This is a genomic window from Sphingomonas sp. LHG3406-1 (assembly GCF_029637485.1).
Classification (GTDB): domain Bacteria; phylum Pseudomonadota; class Alphaproteobacteria; order Sphingomonadales; family Sphingomonadaceae; genus Sphingomicrobium.
In genome coordinates this window covers 1,173,408-1,187,055 of the sequence record NZ_CP069128.1, presented here as the reverse complement: position 1 = coordinate 1,187,055, position 13,648 = coordinate 1,173,408, and the positions used below count along the sequence as shown (strand labels likewise).

19 protein-coding genes and 1 tRNA gene are annotated in these 13,648 nt (G+C 68.5%); 7 read left to right on the top strand and 13 right to left on the bottom strand.

Going from position 1 to position 13,648, the window contains the following annotated elements:
* The first annotated feature begins 3 nt into the window (after window positions 1-3).
* Together JOY29_RS05705 and JOY29_RS05700 are read left to right on the top strand one after the other, a co-directional pair.
* A complete protein-coding gene (locus tag JOY29_RS05705) occupies window positions 4-465 on the top strand; it encodes an ABA4-like family protein (protein WP_300975223.1) in 462 nt (153 codons plus the stop codon).
* A complete protein-coding gene (locus JOY29_RS05700) occupies window positions 462-1,061 on the top strand; it encodes a DUF938 domain-containing protein (RefSeq protein WP_300975222.1) in 600 nt (199 codons plus the stop codon). Before JOY29_RS05705 ends, JOY29_RS05700 begins: the two co-directional genes overlap by 4 nt.
* On the opposite strand, the gene JOY29_RS05695 is transcribed toward JOY29_RS05700, so the two are convergent.
* Window positions 1,030-1,620 carry a phosphatase PAP2 family protein gene (locus tag JOY29_RS05695; protein WP_300975221.1) on the bottom strand — a complete coding sequence of 197 codons (591 nt, stop codon included), beginning with the start codon at window positions 1,618-1,620 and terminating at the stop codon, window positions 1,030-1,032. The genes JOY29_RS05700 and JOY29_RS05695 overlap by 32 nt on opposite strands.
* Before the next feature lie 69 nt (window positions 1,621-1,689).
* Here JOY29_RS05695 and JOY29_RS05690 point away from each other — a divergent pair, with 69 nt between their 5' ends.
* Window positions 1,690-2,103, top strand: a complete 414-nt coding sequence (locus tag JOY29_RS05690) for a PilZ domain-containing protein (RefSeq protein ID WP_300975220.1) — start codon at window positions 1,690-1,692, stop codon at window positions 2,101-2,103.
* A gap of 39 nt (window positions 2,104-2,142) precedes the next feature.
* Here the strand turns inward: JOY29_RS05690 and JOY29_RS05685 are convergent, their stop codons facing one another.
* The 4 genes from JOY29_RS05685 to folK form a co-directional block, all read right to left on the bottom strand.
* Entirely contained in the window at window positions 2,143-2,772 is a 630-nt protein-coding gene (locus tag JOY29_RS05685) for a PilZ domain-containing protein (protein WP_300975219.1), read from the bottom strand.
* Between the two features lie 161 nt (window positions 2,773-2,933).
* A complete protein-coding gene (locus JOY29_RS05680) occupies window positions 2,934-3,188 on the bottom strand; it encodes a hypothetical protein (RefSeq protein ID WP_300975218.1) in 255 nt (84 codons plus the stop codon).
* Window positions 3,189-3,486: 298 nt separating this feature from the next.
* A tRNA-Lys gene (locus JOY29_RS05675) sits at window positions 3,487-3,559 on the bottom strand.
* A gap of 14 nt (window positions 3,560-3,573) precedes the next feature.
* On the bottom strand, window positions 3,574-4,065 hold the full coding sequence (folK, locus tag JOY29_RS05670; RefSeq protein WP_300975217.1) for a 2-amino-4-hydroxy-6-hydroxymethyldihydropteridine diphosphokinase: 492 nt from the start codon (window positions 4,063-4,065) through the stop codon (window positions 3,574-3,576).
* Between the two features lie 23 nt (window positions 4,066-4,088).
* Here folK and JOY29_RS05665 point away from each other — a divergent pair, with 23 nt between their 5' ends.
* Together JOY29_RS05665 and JOY29_RS05660 are read left to right on the top strand one after the other, a co-directional pair.
* Window positions 4,089-4,757 carry a uracil-DNA glycosylase gene (locus tag JOY29_RS05665; RefSeq protein ID WP_300975216.1) on the top strand — a complete coding sequence of 223 codons (669 nt, stop codon included), beginning with the start codon at window positions 4,089-4,091 and terminating at the stop codon, window positions 4,755-4,757.
* Window positions 4,754-5,257 carry a GNAT family N-acetyltransferase gene (locus JOY29_RS05660; RefSeq protein ID WP_300975215.1) on the top strand — a complete coding sequence of 168 codons (504 nt, stop codon included), beginning with the start codon at window positions 4,754-4,756 and terminating at the stop codon, window positions 5,255-5,257. Before JOY29_RS05665 ends, JOY29_RS05660 begins: the two co-directional genes overlap by 4 nt.
* Window positions 5,258-5,667: 410 nt before the next feature.
* On the opposite strand, the gene aguB is transcribed toward JOY29_RS05660, so the two are convergent.
* The 3 genes from aguB to JOY29_RS05645 are packed head-to-tail and all read right to left on the bottom strand — an operon-like array spanning window position 5,668 to window position 7,854.
* The gene (gene aguB / locus JOY29_RS05655; protein ID WP_300975214.1) at window positions 5,668-6,519 is read right to left on the bottom strand and encodes an N-carbamoylputrescine amidase; all 852 of its coding nucleotides are present in this window, start codon (window positions 6,517-6,519) and stop codon (window positions 5,668-5,670) included.
* A gap of 13 nt (window positions 6,520-6,532) precedes the next feature.
* Window positions 6,533-6,883 carry a DUF3147 family protein gene (locus tag JOY29_RS05650; RefSeq protein WP_300975213.1) on the bottom strand — a complete coding sequence of 117 codons (351 nt, stop codon included), beginning with the start codon at window positions 6,881-6,883 and terminating at the stop codon, window positions 6,533-6,535.
* Window positions 6,880-7,854, bottom strand: coding sequence for an agmatine deiminase family protein (locus JOY29_RS05645; RefSeq protein WP_300975212.1), 975 nt, complete (start codon window positions 7,852-7,854; stop codon window positions 6,880-6,882). The genes JOY29_RS05650 and JOY29_RS05645 overlap by 4 nt, the downstream gene beginning before the upstream one ends.
* A gap of 79 nt (window positions 7,855-7,933) precedes the next feature.
* Between JOY29_RS05645 and JOY29_RS05640 the strand changes: the two genes are divergently transcribed.
* Window positions 7,934-9,433, top strand: coding sequence for a glycosyltransferase 87 family protein (locus tag JOY29_RS05640; protein ID WP_300975211.1), 1,500 nt, complete (start codon window positions 7,934-7,936; stop codon window positions 9,431-9,433).
* Between the two features lie 3 nt (window positions 9,434-9,436).
* On the opposite strand, the gene rpsD is transcribed toward JOY29_RS05640, so the two are convergent.
* Complete coding sequence (gene rpsD, locus JOY29_RS05635) at window positions 9,437-10,051, bottom strand: 30S ribosomal protein S4 (RefSeq protein ID WP_300975210.1); 615 nt, start codon at window positions 10,049-10,051, stop codon at window positions 9,437-9,439.
* A 174-nt stretch (window positions 10,052-10,225) separates the two neighbouring features.
* Between rpsD and JOY29_RS05630 the strand changes: the two genes are divergently transcribed.
* A complete protein-coding gene (locus JOY29_RS05630) occupies window positions 10,226-10,525 on the top strand; it encodes a chorismate mutase (protein WP_300975485.1) in 300 nt (99 codons plus the stop codon).
* Here the strand turns inward: JOY29_RS05630 and JOY29_RS05625 are convergent.
* The 4 genes from JOY29_RS05625 to rpiB are packed head-to-tail and all read right to left on the bottom strand — an operon-like array spanning window position 10,489 to window position 13,457.
* Window positions 10,489-11,229 (bottom strand): RNA methyltransferase, encoded by a 741-nt coding sequence (locus tag JOY29_RS05625; protein ID WP_300975209.1) that lies wholly within the window; start codon window positions 11,227-11,229, stop codon window positions 10,489-10,491. The genes JOY29_RS05630 and JOY29_RS05625 overlap by 37 nt on opposite strands.
* Window positions 11,226-11,705 (bottom strand): transcriptional regulator NrdR, encoded by a 480-nt coding sequence (gene nrdR, locus JOY29_RS05620; RefSeq protein WP_300975208.1) that lies wholly within the window; start codon window positions 11,703-11,705, stop codon window positions 11,226-11,228. The genes JOY29_RS05625 and nrdR overlap by 4 nt, the downstream gene beginning before the upstream one ends.
* A gap of 1 nt (window position 11,706) precedes the next feature.
* Entirely contained in the window at window positions 11,707-13,020 is a 1,314-nt protein-coding gene (gene glyA / locus JOY29_RS05615; protein WP_300975484.1) for a serine hydroxymethyltransferase, read from the bottom strand.
* Window positions 13,017-13,457, bottom strand: a complete 441-nt coding sequence (gene rpiB / locus JOY29_RS05610; RefSeq protein WP_300975207.1) for a ribose 5-phosphate isomerase B — start codon at window positions 13,455-13,457, stop codon at window positions 13,017-13,019. Before rpiB ends, glyA begins: the two co-directional genes overlap by 4 nt.
* Window positions 13,458-13,648: the final 191 nt, after the last annotated feature.

The following is a 13,648-nucleotide window of genomic DNA, read 5'->3' as shown; positions in this document are numbered from 1 at the left end:
CTCATGCTCTGGGACAGCCTCTTCAGCCTCACCAATGCGGTGGCGGTCGTCGCCTGGGCGCTGCTGCTGTTCGCGCCGCGCCGCCCGCTCACCTATTCGGCCATCCTCTATGCCGGGGTCGGCCTGCTGTGCCTCGCCTATGCGGCGATGCTGGTCGCGCTCCTGTCGGGGCAGGTCGATGCCGGTCCGGTCGCCGGAGCCGGGCAATTCGATCCCGCCGACTACAGCATCGAGGGCCTGCGCAAGCTGTTCCTCAGCGACGGCGGGCTGGTCACCGGCTGGACCCATTATCTTGCCTTCGACCTGTTCGTCGGCCTGTGGATCGCGCGCGATGCCGACGGCAAGGGCTTCTCGCGCCTGGCGCAAGCACCGATCCTGCTCCTCACCTTCCTCGCCGGTCCGCTCGGCCTGCTGATCTGGCTGGCGGCTCGCGAGCGCCGTGCCCGTGTCGCGGCCCGCCGGTGAAGCGCTCCTCGCCCGCCGCCCTGCGCAACCGCGATCCGATCCTCGCGGTGCTGAAGGACTGGCTTCCTGCAGAAGGCCGGGTGCTCGAGATCGCCGCCGGCACGGGAGAGCACGCCCTTCACTTCGCCGCCGCCTTCCCGCACCTCGAGTGGCAGCCGACCGACCCCGATTCCGAAGCGCGCGCCTCGATCGAGGCGTGGCGGGAAGAGGAGGGGACACCCAACCTCCAGCCCGCGCTCCACCTCGACGTCATGGCGACGGACTGGCCGGTCGCTGAGGCCGTGGCGATCCTCGCCGTCAACCTCGTCCACATCTCTCCGTGGGAAGCGAGCCTCGGCCTGTTCGCAGGCGCGGCGCGGCTGCTGCCCGCGGGCGCTCCGCTCATCCTCTACGGCCCCTGGCGGGTGCGCGGGGAGCCGCTCGCGCCCTCCAACCTCGCCTTCGACGCGGCGCTGAAGGAACGGGACCCGCGCTACGGCCTGCGTGAGCTGACCGCCTTCGCCGCAGAGGCCCGGAAGCACGGCCTGGCGCTCGCCAGGCGCGTCGGCATGCCCGCCAACAACCTCATGCTGCGCTTCGATTTCCTCGGCTCCTGAGCCACCAGGCGGCAAGCGCCACGACCGTCGCGCCGAAGGTCCAACCGCCAGCCACGTCACTCGGCCAGTGAACTCCGAGCAAGGGCCGGGTCACCCCCATCGCCAGCGCCGCGACGAGGGCCATCGCCACCGCGGGTCGCCGCCAGCGCTCGGGCGCGACGAACAGGGCTAGGGCGAGAAAGGTCGCCATGCCATTGCCGGCATGGCCGCTCGGGAAGCTTTGCGAGAAGACCGCCACCGGATGCGCGTCGAGGCTCGGCCGGGAACGGTCGACGAGGAGCTTGAGGAGCTCGACCCCGATCCGCGTTCCCAGCACCGCCCCGAGCAGCGCCGCCGCCCGCGCTCGCTCGCGCTTCCACCACAGGAAGATTGCTCCTGCGGCGGTCATCGACAGCAGCGCGACGGCGCTTCCCAGGTGCGTGTAAAGGATGACGGCACCCGTCGCCCGCGGGTGCATCAGCCGCCACTCCGCACCGGCGCGGATGGCGGCGACGTCATAGGCCTGGCCTGCGCCGCCGCTCCAGCCGAGCAGCAGAAGCAGCCCGGATGCGACAAGCATGATGAAAAAGGGAGCTCGGCCGATCACTTGTTAAATGAAGTTTTACCTCGGCCGGATAGTTCCACCGTTATGGACGAAAGCACCCAGGTTCAGAATCGGCGCCAACGCCGCGCCAACGTCCTCTTGACGGCCGTGATCGAGCTGTCCGGCCGCTCGGTCGACGTCAAGCTGCGCAACCTTTCGTCCGACGGGGCCCTGGTCGATGCGCCTGACCTTCCGGTCGAAGGCGCCGAGATCCGCTTCAAGCGCGGCGACCTGGTCGTCGATGGCAAGCTCATCTGGGTGCGGGGCAATCGAGGCGGGATCCAGTTCCACCGGCCGCTCTCGCCCGAGGCGCTGCTTCGCCACGTTCCCGTTCCGCGTCCGCGCGTGCTCCCGGACTTCCGCCGGCCCGGCCTCGCCGCCAAGCCGCTCACGGAGGGCGAACTCACGTTCGGCACCAAGTGGCTGGCCGTCTCGACGCGCGACGCGCCGGGCGACTGATCCTTCGTCAGTTCTGAAGAAAAGAAGGCACGGGGCGCCTCAGGCGGCCCGCGACTCCCGCCGCTGCGACTTCAGCCAGTCGATCAGCTGGGGCAGCGGGATCAGGCGATTGAAGGTGATCCCGGCGCAGCCGTCGGCCGTCCAGCGCACCACGCCCGGCTGCGGCGCCATGCCGGGCAGGCTGACCACCACTTCCGAGTGACGGTCGAACGGCGCCTTGGTCGCGATCTTGATCCCGCCCTGGCTGATGTCGCACGCGCGCGCCCGGACGATCTGCGCGCCATCGCGAATGGTGACGAAGCTGGATGTCTCGATCCGCGGCATGCGCGGGCGGGGGCCGTCCTCGCTCTGGCTGAGCATGGCGATGACGTCGATCGGCGTATCGAAGGTGAGGCCGACATTTGGGGCGCTGACCCAGGCGACGGTCCCGCTCAGCGGCTGGCCGCATTTCAGCTCCACGCGCAACTGCTGGCCGATCGCCAGTCCGCCCGTATAGAGTCGGAGCATCGCGCCCCCGGCCGAGATGTTCTTAATCAGGCAGAGCTCGCGACGGTCCTCGACCAGCATGGTGCCGACCCGGAAGAGGGTGAGGTGCCGCTCGCCCTCGCGCCGCTCGTCCGGCTGGGGTGCCTGCTCGCTCAGCGAGTAGAGGGTCGTTTCGACGGGCATCTCTTCCACATTATAGCTCCCGGACCGCCGCACTCGGCGCCCGTCCGTCATTCCCCACGCATTGAGGGGTAGTCCAAGGAAGTTACCCATTGGTTTCCTTCGACTAAGCCAATGTGGTGCAATAGGCGAGGGCGCCTTGCCCCCGCCTGCCGCCCGTCGCCTCAGCGTCCAGGCATGGTGAAGCGCACCGGCGCGCCGCCGGTCCAGCCCTCGACTTCCTTGCCGCGGACGCGAAAGTGGAAGCGGGTGGCATTCCGACCGCCGTAGCGCCCCTTGAGGTGCGTGATTCCGTCGGCGTCGACGTGGCGCGTGTAGATCGCGCGGACGCCGTCGATCTCGATCGAGCGTGGCGCATTGACGGTGACGGCGCTCGGATTGGCGGCTGCGGCAGCCGCGGCGGCGATGATGGCGAACATGGGTGCTTCACTCCTTGCTGTGTCGATTCTGAAGCGCGGGGCTTCGGCGTGAGCAGAGCAGGAGGCGTGCCAGATGGGCTTTCATCACTAGCCGTCAGTGACTTGTGATCGACGGGGACGGCAAAGGTGAGCGGAACAGGGGTGACTGGCTGCTATAGTGTAGCAATACACACCAACAAGCCGGGATCAGGTCCCGGCCGCTTCAGAAAAGGGAGGGGCGTGAGCGGTGCCGGGCTCGAACCCCAGGCCGGCGCCTGCGCTGGCGCCTACGAAGACTCGGCTGGTTCGAAGCATGGCGTGAGCCGTGCTGGGCTCGAACCAGCGACCCGCTGATTAAAAGTCAGCTGCTCTACCGACTGAGCTAACGGCCCACGCGGGGGTGCACCTAGGGCCTGATGCGCCGCTTGCCAAGGCGCGCCGCGAGCTGTCTTGCGGTAAGGCTCCCACGCAGCCGCCAGCCGGGTGCGATCGCCGCCAGTGGAAGGAGCATGAAGGCCCGGCTCTCCAGCGCGGCGTGCGGGATGACGAGATCGCGACTCCGCCACCGGCCGCCGTCCCACGCGATGAGGTCAAGGTCGAGCACGCGGGGCCCCCAGCGCCGTCCTGGCCTGCGACCGAAGGCCCGCTCGATCTGCTTCAATGCCGCCAGCATTTCGGGTGGCCCAAGCGGGCTCTCGACGAGCGCCACCGCATTGGCGAAGTCCCGCCCCGCACCGCCGCTGGCCGGGTTGAGCAGCAGGGGCGACGCGGCGAACAGGCCGAAGGCACGGTCCAGCTCCCCGATCGCCGCCACTACCACGCCCGTCGGACGCCCGTGCCGCCCATGCGCTCGGTTGGAGCCGACGGCGACGGCGTAGAGGTGCGTTTGCGAGGTCACGCCCGCTCGCCTATCCCTCCATCATGCTGTTCGCCAGCCCTCCCGTCGTTTCCCCCGTCCCGCAGGCCGAGGCGCCGCGCGACTGCCCGCTTTGCCCGCGCCTGGTCCGCTTTCGTGAGGAATGCCGGGCCGAGCATCCGGGGTGGTGGAACTCTCCCGTGCCCGCCTGGGGAGATGCGGACGCCTGGCTGGCGGTGGTCGGCATGGCGCCGGGCAAGCAGGGCGCCAACCGCACCGGCCGGCCCTTCACTGGCGATTTCGCCGGCGACCTCCTCTATGCGACGCTGGCCAGGTTCGGACTCTCCACCGGGACCTACCGCGCCGACCCCGCCGACGACGTGCGGCTGCAGGGCGCGCTGATCCTCAACGCGGTCAAATGCCTCCCCCCGCAGAACAAGCCCGAGCCGATCGAGATCGCCACCTGCCGCCCATATTTCGAGGCGGCGCTCGCCAGCCTTCCGCGGGTGCGCGTGCTGGTGGCGCTTGGCGCCATCGCCCATGCCGCCGCCGCCCGTGCGCTTGGCCTGCGCCCCAGCCAGGCCAGGTTCGGCCACGGCAGCGAAGTCACGGCGCCGGATGGCCGCATCCTCCTCGGCACCTACCATTCCAGCCGCTACAACCAGAACACCGGCCGCCTCACTGCGCCCATGTTCGAAGCCGTCTTCGCCCGCGCGATGGAGCTTCGGCCATGATCGAGGCGATCACCACCGAACGCCTCGTCCTCCGCCGCGCCCGGATCGAGGATGTCGGGCCGATGCACCGCATCATGTCGGACCCCGAGGCCATGCGTTACTGGTCGACACTTCCGCACGACAGCGTGCAGGTCACCGCCGACTGGGTGCGCAGCATGATCGATGCGCCAGAGGGAGGGGACGACTTCATCGTCACGCTGGATGGCGAATGCATCGGCAAGCTCGGCTGCTGGAAGCTGCCCGAAGTCGGCTTCATCTTCGAGCGCGCGCACTGGGGCAGGGGCTATGCCTCCGAAGCCCTCACCGCCTTCCTTGCCCATCGCCGCCGGACGGGCGACCACGAGATCCTCGCCGACACCGACCCGCGCAACGAAGCGAGCATGACCCTGCTCAAGCGGCACGGCTTCGTCGAGACCGGCCGCGCTTCGAAGACCTGGCTGATCGGCGGTGTCTGGCACGACAGCGTCTTTTGGCGGCGGGAGCTTAGGGACGGGGCTTAGGGCCGCTTCCGGCCTGACGGCACGACACCATGTCCGCTTGAGATCCTGTGAAGACCTTGGCGCGACCCGCCCGGTGCCGCGCAGCCGCATCGGGAGGGATCGCCCGCGGAGCGAGTGGAAGGGGAGGCCTGCAATGTTGGGGATGGCCCCTCCAGCACTTGACCTCCCGGCTGAGCGCCCCCCGCCTCATTGCTGCGCAGCAAGGAGGTCGCGCCTAAGCCCACCCTCCATCCAGACCGACTTTCGTCCCGCCTTGCAGCGTAGGATTTGACCTGCAAAGGATAACCTTTGCGGTTGCTCGCCGCCGATCTTTCGCATTGCTGCATAACGCCCGTCTGAGGTCCCACGCACCTCCGGCGAAAAGCCCGCCACCGGTGACCTTTGTGACCTTGTTCAGAAAGGTTAACGGGTCAGATGTCCTGGACCAGCCGCCCATACAGCTCCGGACGCCGATCGCGGAAGAAGCCGAAGGCGGCTCGGTGGCGGCGGGCGGCGGCGAGGTCGAGCTCGGCCACGAGCACGCCCGTCTCGGTGGCACCAAATTCCGCCAGAAGGTCGCCGCGCTCGTCGCAGATGAAGCTGTGGCCGTAGAAGCGCTGGCCGCATTCCGTGCCGATCCGGTTCGCTGCGACGACGGGAACGACGTTGCTGACCGCATGGCCGATCATCGCCCGCCGCCACAGCCGGCTGGTATCGAGGTCGGGGTCGTGCGGCTCGGTGCCGATCGCGGTCGGGTAGAAGAGGATCTCGGCCCCCATCAGCATCATCGCGCGGGCGGTCTCCGGATACCATTGGTCCCAGCAGATGCCGACGCCGAGCTTCTCCGCCTCCGGGCCGTCCCACACCTTGAAGCCGGTGTTGCCCGGCCGGAAGTAGAACTTCTCCTCATAGCCCGGCCCGTCGGGAATGTGGCTCTTGCGGTAGAGACCGGCGATCTTTCCGTCCGGGTTCACCATCGCCAGGCTGTTGTAATGATGCGGTCCGTCGCGCTCGAAGAAGCTGGTCGGGATCCAGATCTTCAGCTCCTCGGCCAGCTTGCGCATCGCAATGACCGACGGATGCTGCTCGGTCGGCATGGCCGTCGCGAACAGGCCTTCGTCCTCGACCCGGCAGAAGTAGGGGCCTTCGAACAGCTCGGGCGGAAGAACCACCTGCGCACCCTTCGCCGACGCTTCGCGCACCAGTTCGGTGACGGCCGCGATGTTGGTCCCAGTGTCGGCTCCGAGCTCGAGTTGAAGGGCGGCGACTTTGATCTTGGTCATCGGGCAAGCACTCTCACAGACGAACGCCGAAGCGGGCCAGCCCCGCGGTCATGGCAAGGTAGAGAAGGATGGTCATCCCGCAGCCGATTCCCAGCGCCGGCCAGAAGGCCAGGCCGCGCCGGAGCAGCATCGGGATGACCAGGAACATGGGAATCGACGGCAGGAAGAACCAGAAGGTGTTCTGGATATAGTCGGCGAGCTGCCCGCTTTCCGCCCCGTCACGCCACAGCCAGATGATGCTGAGGACCGAGACGAGCGGAAGCGAGACGATCAGTGAGCCGAGGGCGGGGGAGCGCCGCGCGACGGTGGAGGCAAGCGCGATCACCAGCCCGGACAGCGCGGCCCGGAGCCAGAAGGCGGTCACCGCGGCACTTGCTGTGAAATGCAGTGGAAGCTGCCGCCGCCGGTCAGGATGTGGTCGGCGCGAAGGCCGCTCACCTTGCGGTCGGGGAAGATGGCCTGGAGTGCGGTGACGGCCGCCGCGTCGTTAGCCGCCCCGTACAGTGGCACGACTACCGCGGCATTGCCGATGAGGAAGTTCATGTAGCTGGCCGGGATGATGTCGCCGTCGGCCTCGATCCGGCCGGGTGAGGGCAGGTTCACGATGTCGAGCCCGGCCGCCTTCAGCCGCTCCGCCGCATCGGCATAGACGGCCGCGTTGGGATCATCCTCCGCCGGTGATGGGAGCACGGCCCGTCCCGGAGCGACGAAGCGGGCGAGATTGTCGACATGGCCGTCGGTATGATCGTTGGCGAGCCCCTCGCCGAGCCACACCACCCTGGTCGCGCCAAGGTCGCGTGCCAGTCGCTGCTCCACCTGCTCGCGGGTCAGGCCCGGGTTGCGATTGGGGTTGAGCAGGCATTGCTCGGTGGTCAGGAAGGTGCCCGAGCCATCGCCGTCGACGGCGCCGCCCTCGAGGATCCAGTCGGCCTTCGCATAGGGCAGGGCGGCCGAGCGGGCGAGGCGATCGCCGATGCTGTCGTCGCCCTCAAGGTCGTACTTGCCGCCCCAACCGTTGAAGCCGAATCCCTGCGCGCGGCGATCCTGGCCTGATCCGAGCACGATCGGCCCGGTGTCGCGCAGCCAGATGTCGCCGAATGGCTCCTCCAGCACGGTTGCGAAAGGTGCCAGCCGGCGCGCCTCGGCCGCGGCTTCCGGGTCGGCGGCGACGAGGATGATCTCCTCGCCCGTGCCGTCCGCATGGAGTGCTCGGGCGAGGGCGGCGACCTCGGCCTGGGCGGGCTCGAGGTCCTCGACCCACAGTTCGGAGTCGCTCGGGAAGCCGATCCACATGGCGGCGTGCGGGGCCCATTCGGGGAGGGGAGGAAGTGGCATGGCGGGCAGATAGCGACGCTTTCCCTCAACTCCAAGCAAAGCGCTTGCCAGTGGGCTCCGGAGCGGGAAAGGGGCGGCCATGGGGGAAATGGCACGGACGCGCTGGCTGCTGGCAGGACTGGGCCTGCTGTTCGTCGCCGCGGCGCTGAGTGCGCCGATCAACCATGACGAGAGCCAGTATGTCGCGGCCATCGCGATGATGCGCGAGGGTCTGCCTTATCGCGACTGGCCCTACCTTCAGACCCCGCTCCAGCCTCTGCTGCTGAGCCCGCTGTCGCTGCTGCCCGCCGGCTGGCTGCTGGTCGGGGCCCGGCTCGCCAACGTGCTGTTCGCGCTGGTCACCTGCTGGGCGCTGATGCGCTTCCTCGCTGATCGCGTGCCATACTGGGTGCGGGTGGCGACGGTCGTCGGCCTTGCGACCACCAATGCCTTCCTGTTCGGCACCGAGGTCGCGCGCAACGACATGCTTCCGGCAGCGCTGCTGGCGCTCGGCCTGCTCGCCATCCTGCCGAACGACATGATGCCGCACTGGCGGCGGACGGGGATCGCCGGCCTCTGCTTCGGACTCGCCATCTCGGCCAAGATCAGCATGGCGCTGCCGGTCGCGGGGGCCGGCCTGTGGATGCTGTTGCGGGCGCGACGCCTGGGCTGGCCGGCGCTCGCCGCCGCCGCCGCCGGTGGGCTCGCGGGCATATTGCCGAGCATCGCCCTCTACGCCTTGTCGCCCGAGCGCTTCACCTTCGGCGTCCTCACCTACAGCCTGATCGCGCCGCAGCTCTACTGGACCGGTGTGGGCGAGGCCTGGCGGTTGCAGCCGCTCGGGAAGCTTGGCGGGATCGCAGAGCAGATGATCAAGGGCGCGCCGGCCGTTGCCCTCCTGCTGACCCTGGTCACTCTTCGCCGCCGGGCGCGGCAGCGTCTGCTCGAGATCATGGCGGTCGGCGGGCTGATCGCTGCCTTTCTGCCGGACCCCTTCTTCAAGCAGTATCTGGTGCCCCTGCTACCCCCGTTGTTCGCACGCGCCGGCATCGCGCTGCCGACGCTGGAGCAGCGATGGCGCCACGCTGCACTGGCCGCGGGCGCTCTGTGCAGTCTCTATGGCGTGGCTGGAACCATACTGGCGATCAGCAAAGCGGTGACCGGCGCGTCGCCGCTCTGGCAAGCGGTCGAGCGGGGCCGCGCGGTGGCTGCTGCCGCCGATGGTGGCACGGTCGTCACCCTGGCGCCCGAGCAGTTCGTGGGGGTGGACGTCGAACTGCACCCAGGCTTTACCGCCGGCCCCTTTCTCTACCGGATCGAGGGCGAGCCGGGCAGGTTCGTTCGGCGGGTGACCGAGGTTCCGACTTTCGAATCGCTCCACCTGCTCGATGTGGCGCGACCGGCGGTGGTGGTGACGGGGGGTGAGCGCAAGCAGTTCCCGCCCGAGCTTCCGCTCGGTCTCGACGGTCCGCTCGACCAATGGGCCGGCGCGCGGGGCTATCGCAAGGTGGAACTGCCCGGCACGGCCTGGTGGATGTGGATCGCCCCAACGCAAAAGGGCGGCCCCGAAGGGCCGCCCTCTGGTGTCACGCTGCCCTGAAGCTTAGCGCGAGTAGAATTCGACCACGAGGTTCGGCTCCATCCGGACCGGATAGGGCACCTCGTCGAGGGTCGGAACGCGGGTGTAGGTCACCTTGGCGTTGCCGTCCGGGGTCACATATTCGGGAATGTCGCGCTCGGCGAGGCTCTGCGCCTCGAGAACCAGCGCCATCTCCTGCGCCTTCGAGCCGAGCTCGACCACGTCACCGACGTTGATTCGGCGCGAGGCGATGTTGCACTTCACGCCGTTGACACGGACGTGGCCGTGGCTGACGAGCTGGCGGGCGGCCCAGATGGTCGGCGCGAACTTGGCGCGATAGACGACCATGTCGAGGCGGCGCTCGAGCAGGCCGATCAGGTTCTGGCTGGCATCGCCCTTCATCCGGCTCGCCTCGAAGAAGGTCCGCTTGAACTGCTTCTCGGTGACGTCGCCGTAATAGCCCTTGAGCTTCTGCTTGGCGCGCAGCTGGATGCCGAAGTCCGACATCTTGCCCTTGCGGCGCTGACCGTGCTGGCCGGGGCCGTATTCACGCTTGTTGACCGGGCTCTTCGGGCGACCGAAGACGTTCTCGCCCATGCGGCGGTCGAGCTTGTACTTGGCGCTGGTGCGCTTCGACATGATGGTTCCTTCAATTGCGTTCGTGTCAGTTGCCCGGGACCGCGCTGCTGACCATCGAAATGGGCAGGGCTACCGCTTCACCGGACGTGCGGAGCCAATTGCGAAGCGGCGCCTCTAGAGGGAGGGCTTGCGAAGGTCAAGCTTGGCCGCCAGAGCGGGGCCATGAGCGGCACGATCGATCCCGAACATTGCACCACCATGGAAGAGGTGCGCGCCGGCGTCGATGCAGTCGACCGGGCCGTGGTTGCGCTGCTCAAGACGCGCTTCGGCTACATGGAGGCGGCCGCGCGCATCAAGCCGGGCCGGGGCGCGGTGCGGGACGAGTGGCGGAAGGCCGACGTGCTGGCCAAGGTACGCGCGACGGCCGAGCAGCTCGAGCTGCCGGTCCCCGACCTTGCAACGGATCTTTACGAGCAGCTGATCGAAGCCTCGATCGCCTATGAGTTCGAGGTATTCGACCGCACCCGCGGCTGAGCGATGGCCCTCAGCATCCCGCGCATCGCCTTGAGCTCACGGCTCGACCAGCCGGGCTTGGTGAGGATGGTGCGGATGGTGTTTCTGGTCGCCTGCGTGCGCTCGGGCGGATGGAAATAGCCGACCGCGTCGAGATGCCCTTCGAGCTGGCCGATGAGGCCATCCAGCTCGGCCTGCGGCGCGCGCGGCTCCAGCTCGAAGGCCGTAGGTTGGACCAGGCTCGCGCTTCGCGACCATTCGTAGGCGAGCAGGATCACCGCCTGGGCGAGGTTGAGGCTGCCGAACACGGGATTGATCGGGACGGTGACGATGTGGCTCGCCTGGACCACGTCCTCGGTGGCGAGGCCGGAGCGTTCGGGGCCGAACAGGATGGCGGAGCGCGCAGGCGAGGCGTGGATGGCGCTCGCCATCTCCACGGGTCCGACCACCGGGGTCATGACGTCGCGCTTGCGGACGGTGGAGGCGAAGACCTGGCTGCAATCGGCGATGGCCTCGGCGACGCTGCTGAACACCTGCGCCCGTTCGAGCACGATGTCCGCCCCGCTCGCGGCGGGGCCGGAGTCCGGGTTCGGCCAGCCGTCGCGCGGAGCGACGAGGCGCATCTCGGTTAGCCCGAAGTTCAGCATGGCCCGCGCGGCCTTGCCGATGTTCTGGCCGAGCTGCGGCTGGACGAGGATGATGACAGGCGGCGGCGCGGCGGTCACAGCAGCTTGCCGACGGGGGTGGGCGAGCCGGGCTCGCCGACTTCGCCAGCGATTTCGGCGAAGTCGCTCGCTTCGGAAAAGTCCCGGTAGATGGAGGCGAAGCGGATGTAGGCGACGTGGTCGAGCGTCTTGAGCCCGGCCATGACCGCCTCGCCGATGTCGGAGCTGGTCACTTCGTCGCCGCGCGTTTCGAGCTGGCGCTGGATGCCGGAAACGAGGCGCTCGATACGTTCGGGCGCGATGTCGCGCTTGCGGCAGGCGAATCCGATGGCACGAGCGAGCTTGCTGCGGTCGAAGGGTTCGCGCTTGCCCTCCTTCTTGACCACGGTGAGATCGCGCAGCTGGACCCGCTCGAAGGTGGTGAAGCGGGCGCCGCAACCTTCGCACTGGCGGCGACGGCGAATGGCCGCACCGTCTTCCGACGAGCGGCTGTCCTTCACCTGACTGTCGAGGTCACCGCAAAAGGGGCAGCGCATCTCAGCCCTGGTAGATGGGGAAGCGCGCGCAGAGCGCGCGAACGCGGACGTTCACCGCGCGCTCGACCTCGCCATTGCCCTCGGCGCCATTGGCCTTGAGGCCATCAAGGACGTCGGCGACCATGTCGGCGATTTCACGGAATTCGGCTTCTCCGAAGCCGCGGGTGGTGCCAGCGGGCGAGCCGACGCGGATGCCGCTGGTCTTGAGCGGCGGGAGCGGGTCGAACGGAATGCCGTTCTTGTTGCAGGTGATGCCGGCGCGCTCGAGACTCTCGTCCGCATCCTTGCCGGTGATCCCGAGCGGGCGGAGGTCCACCAGAGCGAGGTGGGTGTCGGTCCCGCCGGCGACGAGGTCGGCGCCGCGCTCCTTGAGGCGGCCGGCGAGCGCGCGGGCGTTGGTGATGACCGCCTTGGCGTAGCTCTTGAAGTCCGGCTGCAGCGCCTCGCCGAACGCCACTGCCTTGGCGGCGATGACATGCATCAGCGGACCGCCCTGCAGGCCCGGGAAGACCGCCGAGTTGAACTTCTTCGCCAATGCCTCGTCGTCGGTCATGATCATGCCGCCGCGCGGGCCGCGCAGGGTCTTGTGGGTGGTGGTGGTGACGACATGGGCGTGGCCGAAGGGCGAGGGATGTTCGCCTGCCGCGACGAGGCCGGCGAAATGGGCCATGTCGACCATCAGATAGGCGCCAACCTTGTCCGCGACGGCGCGGAAGCGGGCGAAGTCGAGGATGCGCGGATAGGCCGAGCCGCCGGCGATGATCAGCTTGGGCTTGTGCTCGGTGGCGAGCCGCTCGAGTTCGTCGAAATCGACCAGATGGTCCTGCTCGCGGACGCCATATCGGACGGCGTTGAACCACTTGCCCGACTGGGCCGGGGGCGCGCCGTGGGTGAGGTGGCCGCCGGCGGCGAGGCTCATGCCGAGGATGGTGTCGCCGGGCTGGAGCAAGGCGAGGAAGACTGCGCCGTTCGCCTGCGCGCCCGAATGGGGCTGCACGTTGGCGAAGCCGCAGCCGAACAGTTGCTTGGCCCGCTCGATCGCCAGAGTCTCGACCGCGTCGGACGGGTGGCAGCCCTGGTAATAGCGGCGGCCGGGATAGCCTTCGGCATATTTGTTGGTGAAGACCGAGCCCTGCGCCTCGAGCACCGCGCGGCTGACGATGTTCTCGGAGGCGATGAGCTCGATCTGCGTCTGTTCGCGGGCGAGTTCATCGTCGATGGCCTTGGCGACGTCGGTATCGGCCTCGGCGAGGTGCCTAGTGAAGAAGCCCTGCGGCTGGACGAGGTTGAGGTTGGCGGCGGTAGCCATGGTCAGTCTCCGGTGGCGGCGGAAAGAAGGTCGACGCGGGCCTGGTGGCGCCCGCCGGCGAAGTCGGTCGAAAGGAAGGCGGTGACGCAGGCCTTGGCAAGGTCGATGCCGGTCAGCCGGGCGCCGAGTGCCAGGACGTTGGCGTCGTTATGCTCGCGGGCGAGGGCGGCCGACAGAGGCTCGTTGACGAGGGCGCAGCGGCAGTTCGGGTTGCGGTTGACCGCAATGGAGATGCCGATGCCCGAACCGCAGACGACGATGCCGCGCTCCGCCCGGCCGGCCGCCACGGCTTCGGCGAGGAGCGATCCGAAGCGGGGATAGTCGACGCTGTCGGGGCCATTGGTGCCAAGGTCGAGCACCTCATGCCCGGCTTCGCGGAGCCAGTCGGCGAGGGCGTCCTTCAGCGCGAATCCGGCATGGTCGGCGGCAAGGGCGATGGTCATGCGGCCCTCTAGCAAGGCGGAGGCAGGGAGGCCAATGGTGGGAGCGGGAGAGGACCGGAAAAAAGAAAAATCGCAGTGCGACCACTTCGTCCAGTTTGCCCGGTCTGTCCACTTCGGGCCAGGGTCATGGCAGCGCGGACAAGGGCAATCGGCATCGGCGCGGGCATAGCCGAAAGCGGTCCTGTAGGACA

What these genes read in the sequence shown, in the direction of transcription:
- JOY29_RS05705 (WP_300975223.1), top strand. Translation starts at nt 4, where the DNA reads ATGCTCTGGGACAGCCTCTTCAGCCTCACCAATGCGGTGGCGGTCGTC.
- JOY29_RS05695 (WP_300975221.1), bottom strand. Translation starts at nt 1,620, where the DNA reads ATGCTTGTCGCATCCGGGCTGCTTCTGCTGCTCGGCTGGAGCGGCGGC.
- JOY29_RS05690 (WP_300975220.1), top strand. Translation starts at nt 1,690, where the DNA reads ATGGACGAAAGCACCCAGGTTCAGAATCGGCGCCAACGCCGCGCCAAC.
- JOY29_RS05685 (WP_300975219.1), bottom strand. Translation starts at nt 2,772, where the DNA reads ATGCCCGTCGAAACGACCCTCTACTCGCTGAGCGAGCAGGCACCCCAG.
- JOY29_RS05680 (WP_300975218.1), bottom strand. Translation starts at nt 3,188, where the DNA reads ATGTTCGCCATCATCGCCGCCGCGGCTGCCGCAGCCGCCAATCCGAGC.
- JOY29_RS05665 (WP_300975216.1), top strand. Translation starts at nt 4,089, where the DNA reads ATGCTGTTCGCCAGCCCTCCCGTCGTTTCCCCCGTCCCGCAGGCCGAG.
- JOY29_RS05660 (WP_300975215.1), top strand. Translation starts at nt 4,754, where the DNA reads ATGATCGAGGCGATCACCACCGAACGCCTCGTCCTCCGCCGCGCCCGG.
- aguB (WP_300975214.1), bottom strand. Translation starts at nt 6,519, where the DNA reads ATGACCAAGATCAAAGTCGCCGCCCTTCAACTCGAGCTCGGAGCCGAC.
- JOY29_RS05645 (WP_300975212.1), bottom strand. Translation starts at nt 7,854, where the DNA reads ATGCCACTTCCTCCCCTCCCCGAATGGGCCCCGCACGCCGCCATGTGG.
- JOY29_RS05640 (WP_300975211.1), top strand. Translation starts at nt 7,934, where the DNA reads ATGGGGGAAATGGCACGGACGCGCTGGCTGCTGGCAGGACTGGGCCTG.
- rpsD (WP_300975210.1), bottom strand. Translation starts at nt 10,051, where the DNA reads ATGTCGAAGCGCACCAGCGCCAAGTACAAGCTCGACCGCCGCATGGGC.
- nrdR (WP_300975208.1), bottom strand. Translation starts at nt 11,705, where the DNA reads ATGCGCTGCCCCTTTTGCGGTGACCTCGACAGTCAGGTGAAGGACAGC.
- rpiB (WP_300975207.1), bottom strand. Translation starts at nt 13,457, where the DNA reads ATGACCATCGCCCTTGCCGCCGACCATGCCGGATTCGCGCTGAAGGAC.